General features: G+C 61.0%; 16 protein-coding genes and 1 pseudogene. 7 read left to right on the top strand and 10 right to left on the bottom strand.

The window, feature by feature from the left end:
* The first annotated feature begins 72 nt into the window (after positions 1-72).
* Together murJ and trpS are read left to right on the top strand one after the other, a co-directional pair.
* Positions 73-1644 carry a murein biosynthesis integral membrane protein MurJ gene (murJ, locus tag A8V01_RS19575; RefSeq protein ID WP_103098000.1) on the top strand — a complete coding sequence of 524 codons (1572 nt, stop codon included), beginning with the start codon at positions 73-75 and terminating at the stop codon, positions 1642-1644.
* A gap of 191 nt (positions 1645-1835) precedes the next feature.
* On the top strand, positions 1836-2855 hold the full coding sequence (trpS, locus tag A8V01_RS19570; protein ID WP_103097999.1) for a tryptophan--tRNA ligase: 1020 nt from the start codon (positions 1836-1838) through the stop codon (positions 2853-2855).
* On the opposite strand, the gene A8V01_RS19565 is transcribed toward trpS, so the two are convergent.
* Positions 2852-3508, bottom strand: a complete 657-nt coding sequence (locus A8V01_RS19565) for an MOSC domain-containing protein (RefSeq protein WP_103097998.1) — start codon at positions 3506-3508, stop codon at positions 2852-2854. The two genes, trpS and A8V01_RS19565, sit on opposite strands and share 4 nt — an antisense overlap.
* A gap of 217 nt (positions 3509-3725) precedes the next feature.
* On the opposite strand from A8V01_RS19565, the gene A8V01_RS19560 reads away from it, so the two are divergent.
* From A8V01_RS19560 to A8V01_RS28735, 3 genes are all read left to right on the top strand, one after another.
* Entirely contained in the window at positions 3726-4412 is a 687-nt protein-coding gene (locus tag A8V01_RS19560; RefSeq protein WP_103098022.1) for a DUF4136 domain-containing protein, read from the top strand.
* A gap of 129 nt (positions 4413-4541) precedes the next feature.
* Positions 4542-4733, top strand: coding sequence for a hypothetical protein (locus A8V01_RS19555; RefSeq protein ID WP_103097997.1), 192 nt, complete (start codon positions 4542-4544; stop codon positions 4731-4733).
* Entirely contained in the window at positions 4733-4906 is a 174-nt protein-coding gene (locus tag A8V01_RS28735) for a hypothetical protein (RefSeq protein ID WP_170066004.1), read from the top strand. The genes A8V01_RS19555 and A8V01_RS28735 overlap by 1 nt, the downstream gene beginning before the upstream one ends.
* Before the next feature lie 78 nt (positions 4907-4984).
* Here A8V01_RS28735 and A8V01_RS29370 read toward each other — a convergent pair whose 3' ends face one another.
* Complete coding sequence (locus A8V01_RS29370; RefSeq protein WP_245892732.1) at positions 4985-5554, bottom strand: dUTP diphosphatase; 570 nt, start codon at positions 5552-5554, stop codon at positions 4985-4987.
* A 58-nt stretch (positions 5555-5612) separates the two neighbouring features.
* Positions 5613-6083, bottom strand: a complete 471-nt coding sequence (gene dut, locus A8V01_RS19545; protein WP_037515999.1) for a dUTP diphosphatase — start codon at positions 6081-6083, stop codon at positions 5613-5615.
* 142 nt (positions 6084-6225) lie between these two features.
* Here dut and A8V01_RS28310 point away from each other — a divergent pair, with 142 nt between their 5' ends.
* Entirely contained in the window at positions 6226-6858 is a 633-nt protein-coding gene (locus A8V01_RS28310) for a sce7726 family protein (protein ID WP_146037330.1), read from the top strand.
* Here A8V01_RS28310 and A8V01_RS19535 read toward each other — a convergent pair.
* The 5 genes from A8V01_RS19535 to A8V01_RS19515 form a co-directional block, all read right to left on the bottom strand.
* Positions 6815-7900 (bottom strand): beta family protein, encoded by a 1086-nt coding sequence (locus A8V01_RS19535; RefSeq protein ID WP_146037329.1) that lies wholly within the window; start codon positions 7898-7900, stop codon positions 6815-6817. The genes A8V01_RS28310 and A8V01_RS19535 overlap by 44 nt on opposite strands.
* Positions 7901-7911: 11 nt before the next feature.
* Positions 7912-9177, bottom strand: coding sequence for an XRE family transcriptional regulator (locus tag A8V01_RS19530; protein WP_037516014.1), 1266 nt, complete (start codon positions 9175-9177; stop codon positions 7912-7914).
* Complete coding sequence (locus tag A8V01_RS19525) at positions 9174-9629, bottom strand: DUF6932 family protein (RefSeq protein ID WP_201282443.1); 456 nt, start codon at positions 9627-9629, stop codon at positions 9174-9176. The genes A8V01_RS19530 and A8V01_RS19525 overlap by 4 nt, the downstream gene beginning before the upstream one ends.
* A gap of 334 nt (positions 9630-9963) precedes the next feature.
* Positions 9964-11868, bottom strand: a complete 1905-nt coding sequence (locus tag A8V01_RS19520; RefSeq protein ID WP_103097995.1) for a UvrD-helicase domain-containing protein — start codon at positions 11866-11868, stop codon at positions 9964-9966.
* Positions 11865-14180: an AAA family ATPase gene (locus A8V01_RS19515; RefSeq protein WP_037516022.1), complete on the bottom strand. Its 2316-nt coding sequence runs from the start codon at positions 14178-14180 to the stop codon at positions 11865-11867. Before A8V01_RS19515 ends, A8V01_RS19520 begins: the two co-directional genes overlap by 4 nt.
* 239 nt (positions 14181-14419) lie before the next feature.
* Between A8V01_RS19515 and A8V01_RS19510 the strand changes: the two genes are divergently transcribed.
* Positions 14420-14656 (top strand): hypothetical protein, encoded by a 237-nt coding sequence (locus A8V01_RS19510; RefSeq protein ID WP_037516025.1) that lies wholly within the window; start codon positions 14420-14422, stop codon positions 14654-14656.
* A 34-nt stretch (positions 14657-14690) separates the two neighbouring features.
* Here A8V01_RS19510 and A8V01_RS29025 read toward each other — a convergent pair.
* Both A8V01_RS29025 and A8V01_RS29020 read right to left on the bottom strand, forming a co-directional pair.
* A pseudogene (locus A8V01_RS29025) lies at positions 14691-15218 on the bottom strand (GIY-YIG nuclease family protein); the annotation flags it as partial.
* A gap of 428 nt (positions 15219-15646) precedes the next feature.
* Positions 15647-15933 (bottom strand): hypothetical protein (locus A8V01_RS29020; RefSeq protein ID WP_211295085.1); only part of this gene is annotated, 287 nt, incomplete at its 5' end.

Raw genomic sequence — 15933 nt, 5'->3', positions numbered from 1 at the left:
AATGGACCCTGAAACAAGTTCAGGGTGACGTCGCGAATGAAGGCGGCGTTTCGTGACAGGAACAGGACGCGCATGAACCTTGCAAAGGCCCTCGCCAGCGTCGGCGGACTGACCCTCGCCAGTCGCATACTGGGACTTGCGCGCGACAGCCTGTTCGCCCGCTTCGTGGGTGCCGGGTTCGCCTCCGATGCCTTCCTGATCGCCTTTCGCCTGCCCAACATGTTCCGCGCGCTATTCGCGGAAGGGGCCTTCGCATCGGCCTTCATCCCGATGTTCAACAAGAAGGTGGCGGACAAGAACGGTTCCGGCCTGCCCGCCGGCATCAACTTCGCCGAAGAAGCGCTGTCGGTGCTGCTGCCGGTCCTGATCGTCATGACGGTGCTGCTCGAAGTGCTGGCATGGCCGGTCACGCTGCTACTTTCGGGCGGGTTCAACGACGTCACGCACGATCAGTTCGCCTTCGCGGTCCTGCTCAGCCGCCTGACGATCCCCTACCTTGCGCTGATCAGCCTCGTCTCGCTGCTGGGCGGCATCCTCAATTCGCTCAACAAGTTCTGGGTCAACGCCGCCGCGCCGATCCTGCTGAACCTGACGCTGATCGTCGCGCTGCTGGGCTTCCATTCGGATGACCCGCTGATCACCGCGCGCAATCAGGCGATCGGCGTGTCCGTTTCCGGCGCGCTGCAGTTGCTCTGGCTGGTGCTGGCCTGCCGCGCCAACGGGGTGTCGATGCGGCTGCGCATGCCGGTGTGGAACGCCGACGTGAAACAGCTGCTCGCGCTGATCCTGCCCGCCGCCGCCGGAGCGGGCGCGGTTCAGATCAACCTGCTGATCTCCACCGCCATCGCCGCGCGCCTGCTGGCCCACGGTTCGGTGACGTACATCTATATGGCGGACCGGCTGAACCAGTTGCCGCTTGGCCTTATCGGCATCGGCCTTGGCACCGTGCTGCTGCCGACGATCTCTCGCCAGCTTGGCGGGGGACAGGAGGCCGAGGCGATGGAAACGCAGAACCGCGGCCTCGAACTCGCGCTGCTGCTGACCCTGCCAGCCGCCGTCGCGCTGATCGTCTGCGGCGAACCGATCGCCGCCGCCCTGTTCGGCTACGGCAAGTTCGACGCCAACGACGTCGCCCGCACGGCAGAGGCGCTGGCCGCGTTCTCGATCGGCCTGCCCAGCTATATCCTCGTGAAAGTGCTGACGCCCGGCTATTATGCGCGGCAGGATACCCGAACCCCGGTGCGCTACGCGACGATCTCGATGGTGGCCAACCTTGTCGGCAACCTGATCCTGATCGTGCCGCTGCAGCACATGGGGCCGCCGCTGGCGACCGCGCTGGCCTCCACCCTCAACGTGGCGATGCTGTATCGTACGCTGGTGAAGCGGGGGCACTTCACCGTCGATGCACGCCTCAGGCGCCGGGGCCCGCGCCTTGCTCTCGCCGCTGTGGCGATGGGTGGTGCGCTGTGGTTCGGGCAGGATCTGATGCTGCCCTACGTCCACGGCTCATGGCTGGTGCGCGGGATCGCGCTGGCAGTGCTGGTTTCGGCGGGATGCGCGGTCTACGCCGTTGCCGCCGTTGCCACCGGCGCCTTCAGCCGCGCCGACCTCGCCCTGCTGCGCCGCCGCAAGCGCGCAGCCTGAGGCGGCAGCGGGGACTGGCATCCATGTGCGAACGTGCTATGAGCCACCCCCATGCAGGATCGTTCGATCTTTTTCACGCTTGCGCCGCTTTGCTGGCGATGGCGTTCGGCCGCGCGCTGAACGCACCTGCATTCGCGCCTTTCGCGGGCGCACCCCTCACATCCATCGACAACTGACTTAAGGACGCGACCATGCGTATCGTTTCGGGCATCCAGCCTACCGGTAACCTGCACCTCGGCAACTACCTGGGCGCGATCCGTAACTGGGTGAAGATGCAGGACGAGGTGACCGCAAGCGGCGGCCAGTGCCTCTACTTCCTGGCCGACCTCCACGCCATCTCGATGCCGCACACCCCCGCCGACCTTGCGGCCAACACGCGTGAAATGGTGGCAGCGCTGGTCGCCTGCGGGCTCGATCCCGATCGTTCGATCCTGTTCAACCAGGCCCAGGTGCCCCAGCACGCCGAACTGCAATGGCTGCTGAATGGCACCGCGCGCATGGGCTGGCTTAACCGCATGACGCAGTGGAAGGACAAGGCGGGCAAGAACCGCGAAGGCGCCAGCGTCGCGCTGTTCACCTATCCGGTGCTGCAGGCCGCCGACGTGCTGCTCTATCAGGCCACTCACGTGCCGGTGGGCGAAGACCAGAAGCAGCACCTCGAACTCGCCCGCGACATCGCCCAGAAGTTCAACAACGACTTCTGTGCAGAGGACGCACCGCTATTCACCCTGCCCGCGCCGTTCATCCCGCCCGAGGCCGCGCGCATCATGTCCCTGCGTGACGGCACCGCCAAGATGAGCAAGTCCGATCCTTCGGACATGAGCCGCATCAACATGACCGACACCGCCGATGCCATCATGCAGAAGGTGAAGAAGGCCAAGACCGACCCCGAACCGCTGCCCTCGGAGAAGGAAGGGCTCGAAGGCCGTGCAGAGGCGAAGAACCTCGTCTCGATCTACGCCGTCATGGCGGGCACGACCGTAGAAACGGTGCTGGCCGACTTCGGCGGCGAAGGCTTCGGCAAGTTCAAGCCCGCGCTGGGCGAACTGCTGGTCGAAAAGCTGGCCCCGATCAACGCGCGCTTCCTTGAACTGCGCGAAGACCGCGAACGCCTTGACGCGATCCTGTGCAAGGGCGCGTCCAAGGCCCGCGAACTGGCGATCCCGACGCTGGAAAAGACTTACGAGGCGCTTGGCCTCGTGCGGGGTTAAAGCCCCAGCAGCTTCGCGCGTCGCCGGACCCACGGTTCGGCGAGCGCGGAGACTGCACCCAGTGCTTCCAGCCCTTCCGGGTCACCCTTGTGCTCTCCGGCGATCAACAGGCCGAAGACCCGGCGCACGCTCCACTCCGGAAAAGGCCGGTCGAGCAGTTCCAACGCATCACCTGCGCCGACTTCGCCATCCTCGATCACGCGATAGTACCAGCCCGCGCGGCGGGATTTCACGCAAGCCCCATTGACCCTGGCCCCGTCGAAACGGTGGTCGAGCTTCCAGCAGGGCTGCCGCCCCTGGCTGACCTCCACCAGCGCGCTGCCCATGCGCCAGCGATCGCCGATGCAGATCGCATCCTCGGTCAGCCCCGCAGTCGAGAGGTTTTCCCCGAACGCGCCGTAATCATCCAGCAGCGGATGATCGCCGATCGCCTCGCGCCACCAGTCGTAGTGGTCATGTGGATAATGGTGGATCGCCTTGTCGGGGCCGCCATGGACCGAAAGGTCGGCCTGGCTGTCGCCCTCCAGACCCAGCCGGTGGACACGAACGCGCCCTTCGACGGGGGCCTTGGCGATGGCGCTCGGCTCATCGGCGCCGCGAAACGGGGCGACCTTGCCGCAAAGTATGGAAAGAATGGGGAACGGACTCGTCATGACGCCGCTTTATTCCTACATGAACGCATGTCGATCAAGCCGTGATGCCAACGCCCGAGGGCTGGACACCGGATGAACCGACGGAACGGTCCGTCGCTCACCCAAGTCCATTCAACCCCTATTCAGGGCGTTGATTTCACGACAGTATCGTTAAAAGAATCGAAGGCCGCGCCGGAGTGGGGCGTCTGGATCTCTTCGGGTTCGTGGAGCAAAGATGATGACACACCATTCCGGATCGCAGCTCGGCAGGCTTAGGATGGCCGCTGCCGCAGTGCTGCTCATGGCGCTGGCCGCCTGCGCAACCCCGTTCAAGGCGGACGTATCGCGTTTCGCCACCCAGCTTCCCGCCCCGCAGGGCCAGAGCTTTGCGATCGTCGCCGATGATCCCAAGCTTTCGGGCGGCCTTGAATTCAGCCAGTATGCCTCGCTTGTCGGCGAACGCATGGCCAAGCTGGGCTACACCCCCGTGGAAGACCCGGCCAAGGCCACGCTGATCGTGCGCTTCAACTATGGCGTCGACAATGGCCGTGAACGCGTGCGCAGCACCGGCATGGGCATGGGCGGCTATGGTCCGTGGGGCGCATGGGGCCCTTACGGCGGCGGCTTCTACGGCCGTGGGTTCTATGGCCGCGGCTTCGGCTGGGGCGGCCCGTGGCGCTATGGCTGGTATGATCCGTTCTTCGACAATTCCATCCAGTCCTACACCATCTACACCAGCGGCATCGACCTGAAGATCGATCGCGCCGTGGACGGCCAGCGCCTGTTCGAAGGCAAGGCGGAAGCCGTCTCGACCTCCAATCGCCTGCAGTACGTCGTGCCCAATCTTGTGGAAGCGATGTTCACGAATTTCCCCGGGAACTCCGGTGAGACCGTGCGCATTACAGTCGCGCCCGAGAAGAAATAAGCACGAAATCTGACAGGCTCCCCCCTGCGAAGAGTGGGAGACACCGAGGGGCGGGTCCGCTGAAATATTGCGGGCCCGTCCTTTTGCTATGGGGCATCACGCGCTATCGGGCGCCCCACAGGATTCACGATGCATAATTTCATGGCCATCCTCTCGCAGCTCTTCTGGGGCGTCACGATCGGAGCGCTGAGCGCTGCGTTCGAAACGCTGGCAAAAGGCGTGATGATGCTGGGCGGCCTTGGCGGCGCGGGCTGGTACGGCCTGAAATGGCGCAAGGCCCGGCGGATGCGCGATGATCACCGCAAGGACCGCAAGGACTGATGCTGGACGACGTCGCAAGTGCCATCGTCAACGAATCCGTTCAGGCGGCCGGGGACATTGCCAGCGACAGCATTCATAAGCGCTGGGGCTGGCAGGGATGCCTGTCGGTGGTGATCGTCCTGGGCGGAGCGATCGTGCTGTTGCTCTGGTCGCTGGGCGTGTTCTCACGATAGCGCGCAAGCGCCTGGCGCGAGCGGGATGGTAAAGCAGGTGATCGTCGCCCCGGCGGTGATCCGGGGCAACGCAAATAATCAGCTTCCCAGCGCAACCACCCCGCCGGTGGAACCGAACCCGCCCTCGCCGCGCGCGGTCTCGTCGAGTTCATCGACTGCCACCCACGAAGCGCGGGTCACAGGCGCCAGCACCAGCTGCGCAACCCGGTCGCCACGGCGGATGTCGAAGCCTTCAGCCCCGTGGTTGATCAGGATGATCTTGACCTCACCCCGATAGTCAGGCTTCAGGTCACCAGTTTGGGTGAACCCTATATGGAATAGGGGTGTTTGTAGGTTCACCCATTTTCTTTGGGTGAACCTGACCCCTGATTCGCGACGGTTGTTGGTAAGACCGACGCCCATTCTGGACGATCGGTTGACTTCGAAATTTATTTTCGAAGTCAACCGATCGTAACCGCCGAAGGCGGCAACTCGCTCGCCAAGTGCACTGGTGTCGCTGAGGAAGCGCCTGCGGGCAAGCCAAGGAGCGCGGGTGACCGGGCTAAAGCCAGGTACTTCACCGCTTGGATGCCACTTGAAGGGTTGTCGCCTAAGAGCCGCACTGGTCACTTTAATGTCCTCTTTCAGTTCCGTCAGATTCGCCCCCATCCTTGAACGCCGGCGAGCGCCCAAATGTCTGGGAGTGATCTACTGAAACCTTTCGATCTCAAACACCGGTTGAGCCAAACCCACCCATCCCACGAGAGGTGGTGGCTGAAAATTCCTCTACAACGCGGAACGAAGGTCGCAGGATAGGCAAGAAGACGAGTTGTGCGATGCGATCGCCCGGATTGATCATGACCGGATCGCTCCCCGGCGGGGTACGCAGCCACGTGCTAATAAAGATCTGATTGGCATAATCAGCATCGATGGTGCCTACGGACTGGCCGAGTATGACACCCTTTTTGTGACCCAGCCCCGACCTAGCGAGAAGAAAAGCGACAATGTTAGGGTCGTTCATAAGTATCGCCACGCCGGTTGGGATAAGCACCGCATCAGCTTGAGGCTGAAGTTCGAGTGGCTCATCAAGGCATGCATACATGTCGATACCTGCCGACATATCCGTCTGAAACGAGGGAAGGCCCCATTCTCTGACTCGTTCATCAAGCACGCGCAGTTCAAATTCAGGGGTGTTCAACTCATTTCCTTCGAAAATTTGTTTTCTAAATCTGGCTAGGCACCTAGGTTAGCCTAACCTCGCAGAGCTATAAAGGGGGGCACCAACACACCGTACATTCCCAATCCGATAAGTCATGGCAGGCCCGGCGTAACATTGACCGTTGCCACTCAGCTATAACCACGGCTATCGATTCGGGATGGCTTTGAGACGGCTTCGAGACAGTGATATCAGGCAGGCCGCCTATCGGCGGTTGCTGACGCACGCCCGAGCCTGTCCCGATACTCTGGTCATCGACGAACTCGGCCTCGATCACGGCAACTGCCGGATCGACATTGCTGTGATCAACGGGCACATCCGTGGCGTCGAAATCAAGGCAGAGGCTGACACTCTCGAGCGCCTGCCCAGGCAGGTGGCCGCCTATGGCGAGGTCGTCGATAAGGCCTTGTTGATCGTCGATCCCAAACATCTCGCATCGGCCATGACGATGGTGCCTGATTGGTGGGGCATCATGGTCGCCGAGCGCGGCGCGACCCAGGGCGTGCGGTTCCGTCGTGTCAGACCGGAACGAGCAAACAAGGGTATCGATCCACTTATTCTGGCTCGTCTGCTGTGGCGACCTGAAGCGCAAGCGATCCTGAGAAGTCTTGGCGTCTCGGAGCGAGAACTCCGCGCTCCACGCGCGACGCTCTACAAGATGTTGGTGGATAGGCTGCCGCTGCGCCGTCTATCGCAGACTGTCCGCGAGACTCTCAAGGCCCGAACATCGTGGCGAGATCGGCCACCACTTTTGTGATGTGATGGTTCGAGCCTACCCACCGCCATGTGGACAGGCTCCCGGTGCCGGCAATCCCGTCTCGGCACTGCTCGATATAGTCACTGCCGGGCGAGAAACCCGAACCCAGAAAGTGGGCTGATCCTGTAACGGTGCCGCTGCATCCCCGATACTGCCCGAACCCGTTGTCACGCACGTTGACACCCTTGGCAATAATCCAGCCATCGTCACAGGCGTAGCGGATCGTTGCCGAAGGCTTCACTTTCCTCATGTCCATTTGTGAGTACCCATTGGCGGCAATGGCATAGTCAGCAAATGTCGGTTTGCGGAGGGTCTCGCCCAGATTAGCCAGTAGCGCCCGGAAAAACGTCCATTCCCGCCGAGGCCAGAACTGAATGGGTCCGGTCACCTCGCCCATAGAAGCGGGAAATGATGTACCCGCGAGGATGAGGCTGCGCGCAGTCGCCATGGCATTCGATGCTTGGATCGCAGCGGTGACTATGTTGATCAGCACGTCCTGAGGATCCCAGGCAGGGGCTTCGAGGTCGAGAACCACATCGCATTCGGCGATGGTCACACCGAGTTGCTGAAGTGCTACACCAACATTGCGGTCGAAATCGGGATCCAGAGCTTCGTCCAGAGAACAGCGCAATATCACTCCGGTCTGCATCAATGCGTTCGCGGCTCTCACGGCCGTGCGATAGCCTGCGTTGCTGTTCAGTCTAATGACCGGGACAAGCGTGGCTCCCTGTGCGAAAGCCTCCTCGCACAGGTATAGCATTGGATGCTTTCCGCCCTGCATCACCTCAGCCGGATCCAGCAGGCCGCAGTCGAGCAGCGCGAGGCGCGTTCCCCATTTGGCTCGAAAGCGAGCGGCAAACTTTGCAACGTGATCGTCGATCGACTTCGAAGGTGTCCACGCCTCGAAATCGAAATCCGGGGGTGTGATCTCGATAAGAGGAACGGTCCTGTCCTTAACGGCGTCCGGCAGGCGAAAGAGCGCTTGGTACTCGCCCTGCCGCCATTTGAGGATCGGCACGTAGTCGGTGTGCGTAATTGGCATGTCGTCGTCCCTCAAATATCGAACTGGCGGCGAACTTCGCCATTGCCGACGAGCGTCCGGAACAGCGTGTAGTCATTCGCGTCCCGCCGGATCCGGCCAGCGATCACCGCAGGTGCCACGCCAAAGCGTTTGGCATCGGCCACGACCGCCTTGTCGTTGCGGGTGAAGCGCGACACAGCAAGGTTCCAGTTTGCCTCTGGGATCAGGGCTTCCTGCGCAAAATAGTCGGCATCCTGCTCAACCTTGTCGGCTGCCGGCGAGTCGTTGTCGTCAAAGATCGCCGCGTATTCTCCCAACCGGATGTGCAGCTTCAGATGGCCGATCTCGTGGAGCAACGTGAACCAGAAGTTGTCGAGCCGGTCGTGACGCAGGGTCATCGCGACAATGGCATGATGATCGGCTGACGCCAGCGCGGCACCGTCAAGCAACGTGCCTGGCAGGTGGCGTTCGATCACCAGCGATATGCCTACATCGCGCAGATAGTCGGCTGCAAGGCGTGGTCCATTGTGTTCCAGACTGAGCCCGACCAGGCCGCGCACCCATTCCGCAGTGAGACGGTCTCGGTCGAACGCGCAGTCGGGCGGATTTCGATCGGCCAGTGCCCGAACTCGCGCTTCCCAAGCGGCAATGGAGGCTTCATGGACTTGTCCGCTCGATCGTACCGACTTGCGGTGAAGGGCCATCGGCGCAAACTGCGAGTGAGTACCCCGCAGGAATGACGGGATTAGATCGCTGGCAGTCTTCTTTGCCTGTGAGAGCGTGCCCGAGAAGTCCTCGAACCAGCCGCGTTTATACATTTCGGCGACCGGGAATGCCTGCCAAACCGTCGGATCGACGCTATCGAGTCTCGGGCCTCCGACCAGTTGGGCGCGCTCGACGATGCGCACGTTCAGGGCGTCGGCCACCTCCGTGAGTCGGTCGAGGCTTGCCATGCGATAGCGGTCGGATTCGTAGCGCTGGATTTGCTGTTCGGCGACGCCGAGGAAATCCCCGAGATCCTTCTGGCTCATGCCGCGCGCGATGCGGGCCTGAATGAGGATATCAGGAAGATCGTGAAGGCTATCCGCCGAGAATTCCGAAATTTTGCCCGCGCGGAGGTCTTCGTAGAAGCGCACGTCCTCCTCGAGTTCGTCGATTTGGCTGCGCAGTGCCGAGCGCTGCGCCTTCGCGAACACTTCAGGGAAGTCGCTGGTCGGCGTCTCGAGTGCGGCAAAGGCTTCCGCGAGCTTTTCGATCGAAGCCTTCGACGACCTGTACTGCTTTTCGTTGGTGATCATGGCGTCGCTCCTTTCAGCGGCGCGAGCGGAATGCGGAGAATGCCCTTGGCTTGGCCGGATGACTTCTCGACTTGGAAGAAGTCGAGAAAGGGTGCGCCCGGCCCGTTGGGCATTCCGGCAATGAACATCTCACCGAGGTATTTTGCTTTTTGCGCTGCTCGCTTGTTGTCGAAATCGAGAAGAACCGGATCGAGCTTGGCCGGGTCGACCCCGACATGCTCCCAGCAGCCGTCGTAGTCACCGGGGTGCGGTTTCGCGGTCACGAAGCTTCCATCCAGATAAACATAACGGCAGCCGGCGGCGGCCAGAACCTGAACCATGCGGACGAAGCCATCGAACAGCCACTTGCGATGAGGTGTGGTCGCGAAGCGAGCCTCTACCTCAGCGAGGGTCGTGTCGTGAATGCCGGGCGGCAGCACGGCCCAAGGGCAAGGTGAGCCCAGCTCGATCAAGTCTGGTATCATGAACACAACTATATCGTTGTGTCCATTTCTGTCCAGCGAAATAGTGGCGTTTGCGGTTTGCGAGAACCAAGCATTCGCCTCATTTGACGGCGACTCGTCGGCTGCTGCTGAAAGCGAAACTCCGCATCGTGGAACAAAACCGCCATTCACCGACGAAGCGACGAACGGCGGGCATTGTCAAATACCGACGTTCTGCGATCGCACCGCTAATCTTTTTGGCCGACTGAGATTGGACCGCCTGCTGACATATTGCTTTCAGCTGCGGGAGGCAAAATGCGGCTATTTGACAGGTTTCGCAACCACTCGGTTGTGACACTCGGCCTCAGTTCACAATCTCGATTTCATCTTCTACGAACCAACCCTGCTGCAGCAGCGCGTCGCGCGATGCTGTGGGATTCTCAGCGTAATAGACGACTGCCAAACTCCGCTCGGCGCGGCTGCACGTCACATAGAAAAGGCGCCGTGTACGATCGATTGTCGTCTCTTCGCCTGCCGCCTCATTGTCGAGATCGGTCTTGCTCTTCCCCTTTGCGCCGAACAACTTGTCATAGTTGAATAAGAAGCCGCGAGCCTCCTCGTCGCTGATGACGACCATCACCCTTGGAAACTCCAAGCCCTTCACGCCCTGATGGGTGTCGAACTGCGAAAAGCCGCAGACATAGCGGTCATATTTGTCGATCTGACCGAACGGCGCCTCAAGCGCTTGCCGCCAGGCGGCGATCTCACTCTTAATGTCGATTTCTTCCTCGTCCTCGTCCGCGTCGTTCCCGTCTACCGGGTCGGGGTCGGGGTCGGCGGCGGCAAAGGGCAACAGCACGTCCGGCACAGTGAACAATCGGTGCTCGGCGACATAGCGCAACACGTCACGCAGGCTCGCCGAGGGTTGCCCGTCGACCAGCGCCAGCAGCCCCGAACAGGCCCCTTTCGCTCGATCGAGCAGGTCCTGCTGCGCCTCGCCGGCATCCCTCAGCGCGTCACGGTCAAGCAGCGGCGAGGTCTTGCGGATTATTGCCGCCGTCGCGAACCGATCGCCAACTCGTAGGGCCTTGACCAACGGCAGGATCTCACGCGTAAAGATGCCCAGGCCAGCACCAGTCCCGTCGAGCAGCCCGGTGTTGATACGCTGGACGGCATAGAGCGGTTCGAAGAACTGCTCGAACCCGAACCGGCGCGCCGACATCATATGCTCAAGCGCCAGCGTCTTTATCGCTTCCGAACCGTCTGCCCAGGCTGGATCTCCAGCAATATCAGCCATTCGTTGCGCGATCGCTGCTTCCGCCGCTGACTTGTTTGCGGTCGTATGGGGAAGCAGGAAGAGCCGGGCTACCCCCGGTTGCGCATCGGCGCGCGGCCGCTGTTCTTGGCCGTCATCGTCACGCCGAACCTTGTTGATAAGCTCAATGACCCGCGTCGGACAGCGGTGATTCATCTCTTTACGCGGCTTTGCCCAGTCTTCTGGAATGGCTTCGGCAAGGCCGGTCTTTCCATCGGCATAGATGCGCTGCATCGTGTCACCGAACAGGCCCAGGATGAAGCTTTCGCGATGCGCCGCTTGAACGTCGAGCAGCGCATCCATCAGCCGTCGGCTTGTGTCCTGGCTCTCGTCAATCAGCAGGATTGGAAATCGCGTAACTAACAGCCGACGTAGACCAGGCTTGGCCGTCAAGAACTCCGCTGTCATCGCGATCACCTCGGCATGATTGAGGGCATCGCGTGTGCGGTTGTCTCCGGTTGGGCTGTAGATGAACCGCTGAATAGCATCGAGCCCGGCATGGCGTCGGCGCTTACTCTCGATCGAACGGGCACGATCGATCGCGGCCTTGCTCGTCGCGCGGCCCTTGGCCTGCGCTTTTTCCAGTTCCGCGATGTCCTGCAGCATTCGGGCAGCGACCCATTTGCGGATGTCACCGTCGTAGCCGCCGATCAGCGACCAGGCGAAGGCGTGGATGGTCGAGACCTCTACGCGGGGATCGAACTCAAGACGCTGCTTAATCTCGTCGCAGGCGGCATTGGTATAGGTGATGACACCAATCTTCTGTCCGGCGAGCGAGAGACGCCGCCCCTGTTCACGGCACACGATACGGATCGCTTCGACCAGCGATCGCGTCTTGCCGGACCCCGCACCGGCATAGAGGAAGAAGCTTTTAGGCTTGTCGAGATCAAGGCAGGCAAGGATGGTCTCGTCGGCCTTAGCGTCAAAGACATCATCGTCAGGCACGGTGCTCACACGGCTACCTCCACCTTGGGCAGGATCTCGACGCGCTTCTTCTTGAGCTGCAGTAGCAGCCACTCGAGCCCTTCAGCGATGTATCGCGGAACGACAAGATCTTTGAATCCTTCGGTCTCAATCACGTCAAGGGCGAATTCAGCCTTCTTGCCATTCTTGAGGGCAAGGTACATCTGCTCGCCGATTGCGGCGGCCCCGCCGCCTGCCTCGATTGCGTCGCTGAACTTGCGTACGAGACCGGTGCCCTTCAACGCAGCAAAGAACGCCAAATTCTCGAACACCAGCGCGTCCTCGAACGTGTAGGGCAGAGCGATCTCCGGGGCATCGGTTCCCGGCAGCGTCACGGTAAGCGGGGTCTGATAAGCGACACGCACCGCAAAGAGCTGATCTTCAGGCTGCGACTGGATCTTATACGCGACTGGTGCATCGAGCAGCGTGTCGACGTCATCGGTGCCCGGCACCCAGGTCTTGAGGGTCGCATTGTTGGTTTTCTGATCAACACCCATTGCCGGCTGCACCGATGCGCCGCCCGTTTTGTCGAGCGTGTCGAGGTCGGTAACGATAAGGGTAAGTAGGCCAAGATGATCGATCAGCGATTTCAAGCGATGCGCGTGACTGCCGCCAATCTCGAGCAGCGTGATGTAGCATTGGTTGAGCTCGTCGTAATGCGCGCGGATGAAGTTCGGCAGCAGCATGCGCTCGGCCGGACCCTCGACCAAGATGGCCGCGTCGGCGAAGAACAGATCGGCATGCTGAGCACGCAGGTAGCGCGTCACGAACCGCTCGGTATCGTTGCTGGTCCCGAATACCTCGGAGAGGTTGATGACCGTCGAGACCGGCACTTTTGCCACCATGCCGGCCGGCAGCCTGCGGAAGTAACGCAGGCAGGCGAACGACGTCTCGTGTGCGACGTGGCTCGAATGGGTGCTGACGACGAGCTGGGTGCGCAGCTTGTCATTGCCGATCAGGTCGTCATGCGCGCGCAACACCGCATAGGCCTTTTTGATGAAGACCTGTTGCACCTGGGCGTGCAGATGCGCCTCGGGTTCTTCGACGAGCACGAGGTGCAATGGTTCGGTGCTATTAATGACACCGCCCTTTGAGGCCTTGCCCACCCGCATCCAGGCGTCGCGGAAGCTCATAAGCCGAAAGATCATCGAGATGAGGTTCTGATAGCCTAAGCCGTTGTTAGCCTCGGGTAGCCGTAGAAGCGGCATGGTCACACCATCCTCTGCGATGACATCGACTTCAAAGCTGACCGCGGCTGAGTGGTTGAGCCCGTCAATTGCCTTGAGCCGCGTCGAGACTCGAGGCCGGGGATCGGTGACGCCGGGATAGCCCATGCCCTCGACCTCGCTGAACGCCGCCGTGAAGCTTTCGGTCAGCCGCTTATCGAAGGCGTCCTGCGCAGCTTCAATTGCCTGCAGAGCACCGAGATCCTTAGGGTCGGGGCCCTTGGTCGGGTCGAGATGCTTCGCATAATAGCTGCGCAGCTGGTCCGAGAGCCGGTTGCTCGATGCGGACACCGGCGTATCGTCATCATCGTCCCCCGACTGCTCTTCGCCGAAGCCGCGCTGGGCGGGGATATCATGGACCCGGATAAGACCCTTCAGCGGATCGCCCTCGATCGGCAACGAGGCGAGAGGCAGTGCTTGCGGTTGGGCCTGTGATTTGACCGGGTCGACAAGCAGCGCCGGATCGAGCGTATAGGCGCGGATCGTGAAATGCGCAGAGAGCCGCTTGCTGAGAAAGTCGATCAGGTTGGTCGGCCATACCGTTAGCTTGGGCGGGTCGGGCTGCGGATCGACGTCCGGGTGCTCGACCGCGACCGCGGCGATGGCAGCGGCCTTCATGGCCTCGGCATCGGTCACGGCGCCCATGAAATCCTTGTAGAGCAGCCCGAGATCTTTGGGCTCGTACCGTAGCCGGACCCCGAGACGGCCGCCCTCCCAGTCTAGCGTCGGTATGAGATCGCGCACATGGTGCATCTCGCCCGTCTCGACATGAAGCCAGAGATCGAGCGTCGGCAACGAACTCACCCACGGTGCGATCGTCAGATCGACGACTTCATCCGCATCGCGTGCTGCAATCCAGCTTTCACCGAGCGTAATAAGGTTCGGCCAGTGGCATAGAGTCAGGTCGTGAATCTCAAACGGGCAGCGTCGCGGCGAGAGGAACCGCCGCATTGCAAGCATCGCCGAGGTCTTGCCGCTATTGTTTGCCCCGACAAACAGCGTTGTTGTGGTAGAAAGATCGACACGCGCGGACAGCAGCTTCCTAAAATTGGCAATCTCGACAAACTCGATGTGCACGCGGACCCTCCCGGCTTTTGGGCTATATAATGTGACGCCAAATTCTTGAGACGCAACACTATTGGCGCCTGACCTGCTGCCGCATCTGAGTTGGGAAGCCAAAGCCAAGCCGTGAGACCGTTGTGGATTTTCCCAATTTCACAACCGCTCTTTCGCGGCGCTGTTGTCGCCACCATCTCCAGGGTGTTTCGTCGGCCCTTCGCTATAACGCGTCAGCTTCGCCGGGCGAGGAGAGGTCGATGGCTGGCATGGAAATGATGTTTGACGCGATGATGTCGGCGGGCGGCGCAATGACGGTGGGCGCGGTCGAGCAGCGCCTGCCGAGGCTCGCCGCGCGGTTGGACAAATTCGACCGGGCGGCGACGCTGGCGAAGTTAGGTGGTCTTCTGCGGCGCACGGCAGCGTTGCGATCGCGCCATCACCGGTGCGTCGGCCTCGAACCAATCCAGATCAATCATCTCTGGATCGAGATGTAGATGCGATCACGGATCTCAGCTTGGCGCTGACGGACTAACGCAGACGTCCATTGCGGCGAAGATGCTCGGGATAATCCGGTGCGCCGCCCAAAATCGCGAGCCGGTCCATTCCTGTGGGGGGAGCCGGAGGATTGTCCGCCAGCCAGGCGCGATATGCCTCTTCAGTGTCGAAGTCTGGCGTCTGATGGGAGAAGTCGCTCAGACGTCCGCAGCTGATGCAATGATAGGCTTGGGATGCCTCCTGGAAGTGCATCCCGCACATGGCACCACAGAATGGACAGCATTCTTCGAATTCGAGGTCCGCCCATTCCCAGACACCGAGATATTCTGGGACGGCGTCACGATCATGGCCGATGATTTCGAATGCGTCGGCATGCCGAGCGACGAAGCCATCGCTGCCGGCGTGCACCAGATCCTCCAGAATTTTGCCGGGCTCGAGATGGAACCACTCGCCTGCGACGCGGTGGGCATGGTACTTGCGGTGCAACTCTGCCTCAAGGAGGCTTTCCGTATTGGACTCAATCCACCCAACCAGCACCAGCGTATGCGGATTTCCGGTCTGTAGCGCGTCGCGGCGCTGTTAAATGTCCTTGGCGCGTCCAATTTTCAGCAACGGCTCGCCAGCGCTCAATTGGTAGATGAAGTAGACAGGCATAGCTCTTGCACTTTCAGTTTGAGCACTGACGGAAATCTCTATTGGGCGGGGCGGAAGTTCGCTGATGCGGGTCGTTCCTACGCGACATATCATCACGTCCATTTCCTCCACTCAACACTTTGTCTACACGCTGAGTTATGCCTCACTGCCGGAGCGAGTCAGTTTCCTCGCCCCGAACTTCGCTTGGCCGATAGAAGAATCATCGCCAATCATCTAATTGGCAGGCATTCATTGCAATCTCCTGAGAGACTATGCCTTCATTGTTAGAGAACGCGACTGCTTCGATCCGGATGGGAGTCGAGGATTTCCGCCAGCAGGATCACGATCGCGATATTTCAGCGGTCCGTAATTTCTATGCGGGTGTGCTCCTGCTTGCGAAGGAGGCGCTGATCCGAGCAGTCCCGAATGCTGATCCGCAGCACGTCATTGGTGCCAAGCTTAACAGGCTGCGGAAAAAGGCGCTTGCCTTGATGTGGCATTGCTGATTCCAGGATCCCGTAGAGGGATGTTGAAGGGATCGGGATGCGCGGCGGTGATGAACGGAGCGAGGGGCTGTTCTCGTACGTGAGTTGCGAGGCTCGGGTGCCGGCGAACCATGCTCTTCGCGCGATCCGGGCGATTG

It is taken from the genome of Novosphingobium guangzhouense (genome assembly GCF_002896965.1).
GTDB lineage: Bacteria > Pseudomonadota > Alphaproteobacteria > Sphingomonadales > Sphingomonadaceae > Novosphingobium > Novosphingobium guangzhouense.
The sequence above is the reverse complement of the archived record's forward strand: the minus strand, read 5'-3'. Positions and strand labels throughout refer to the sequence as shown.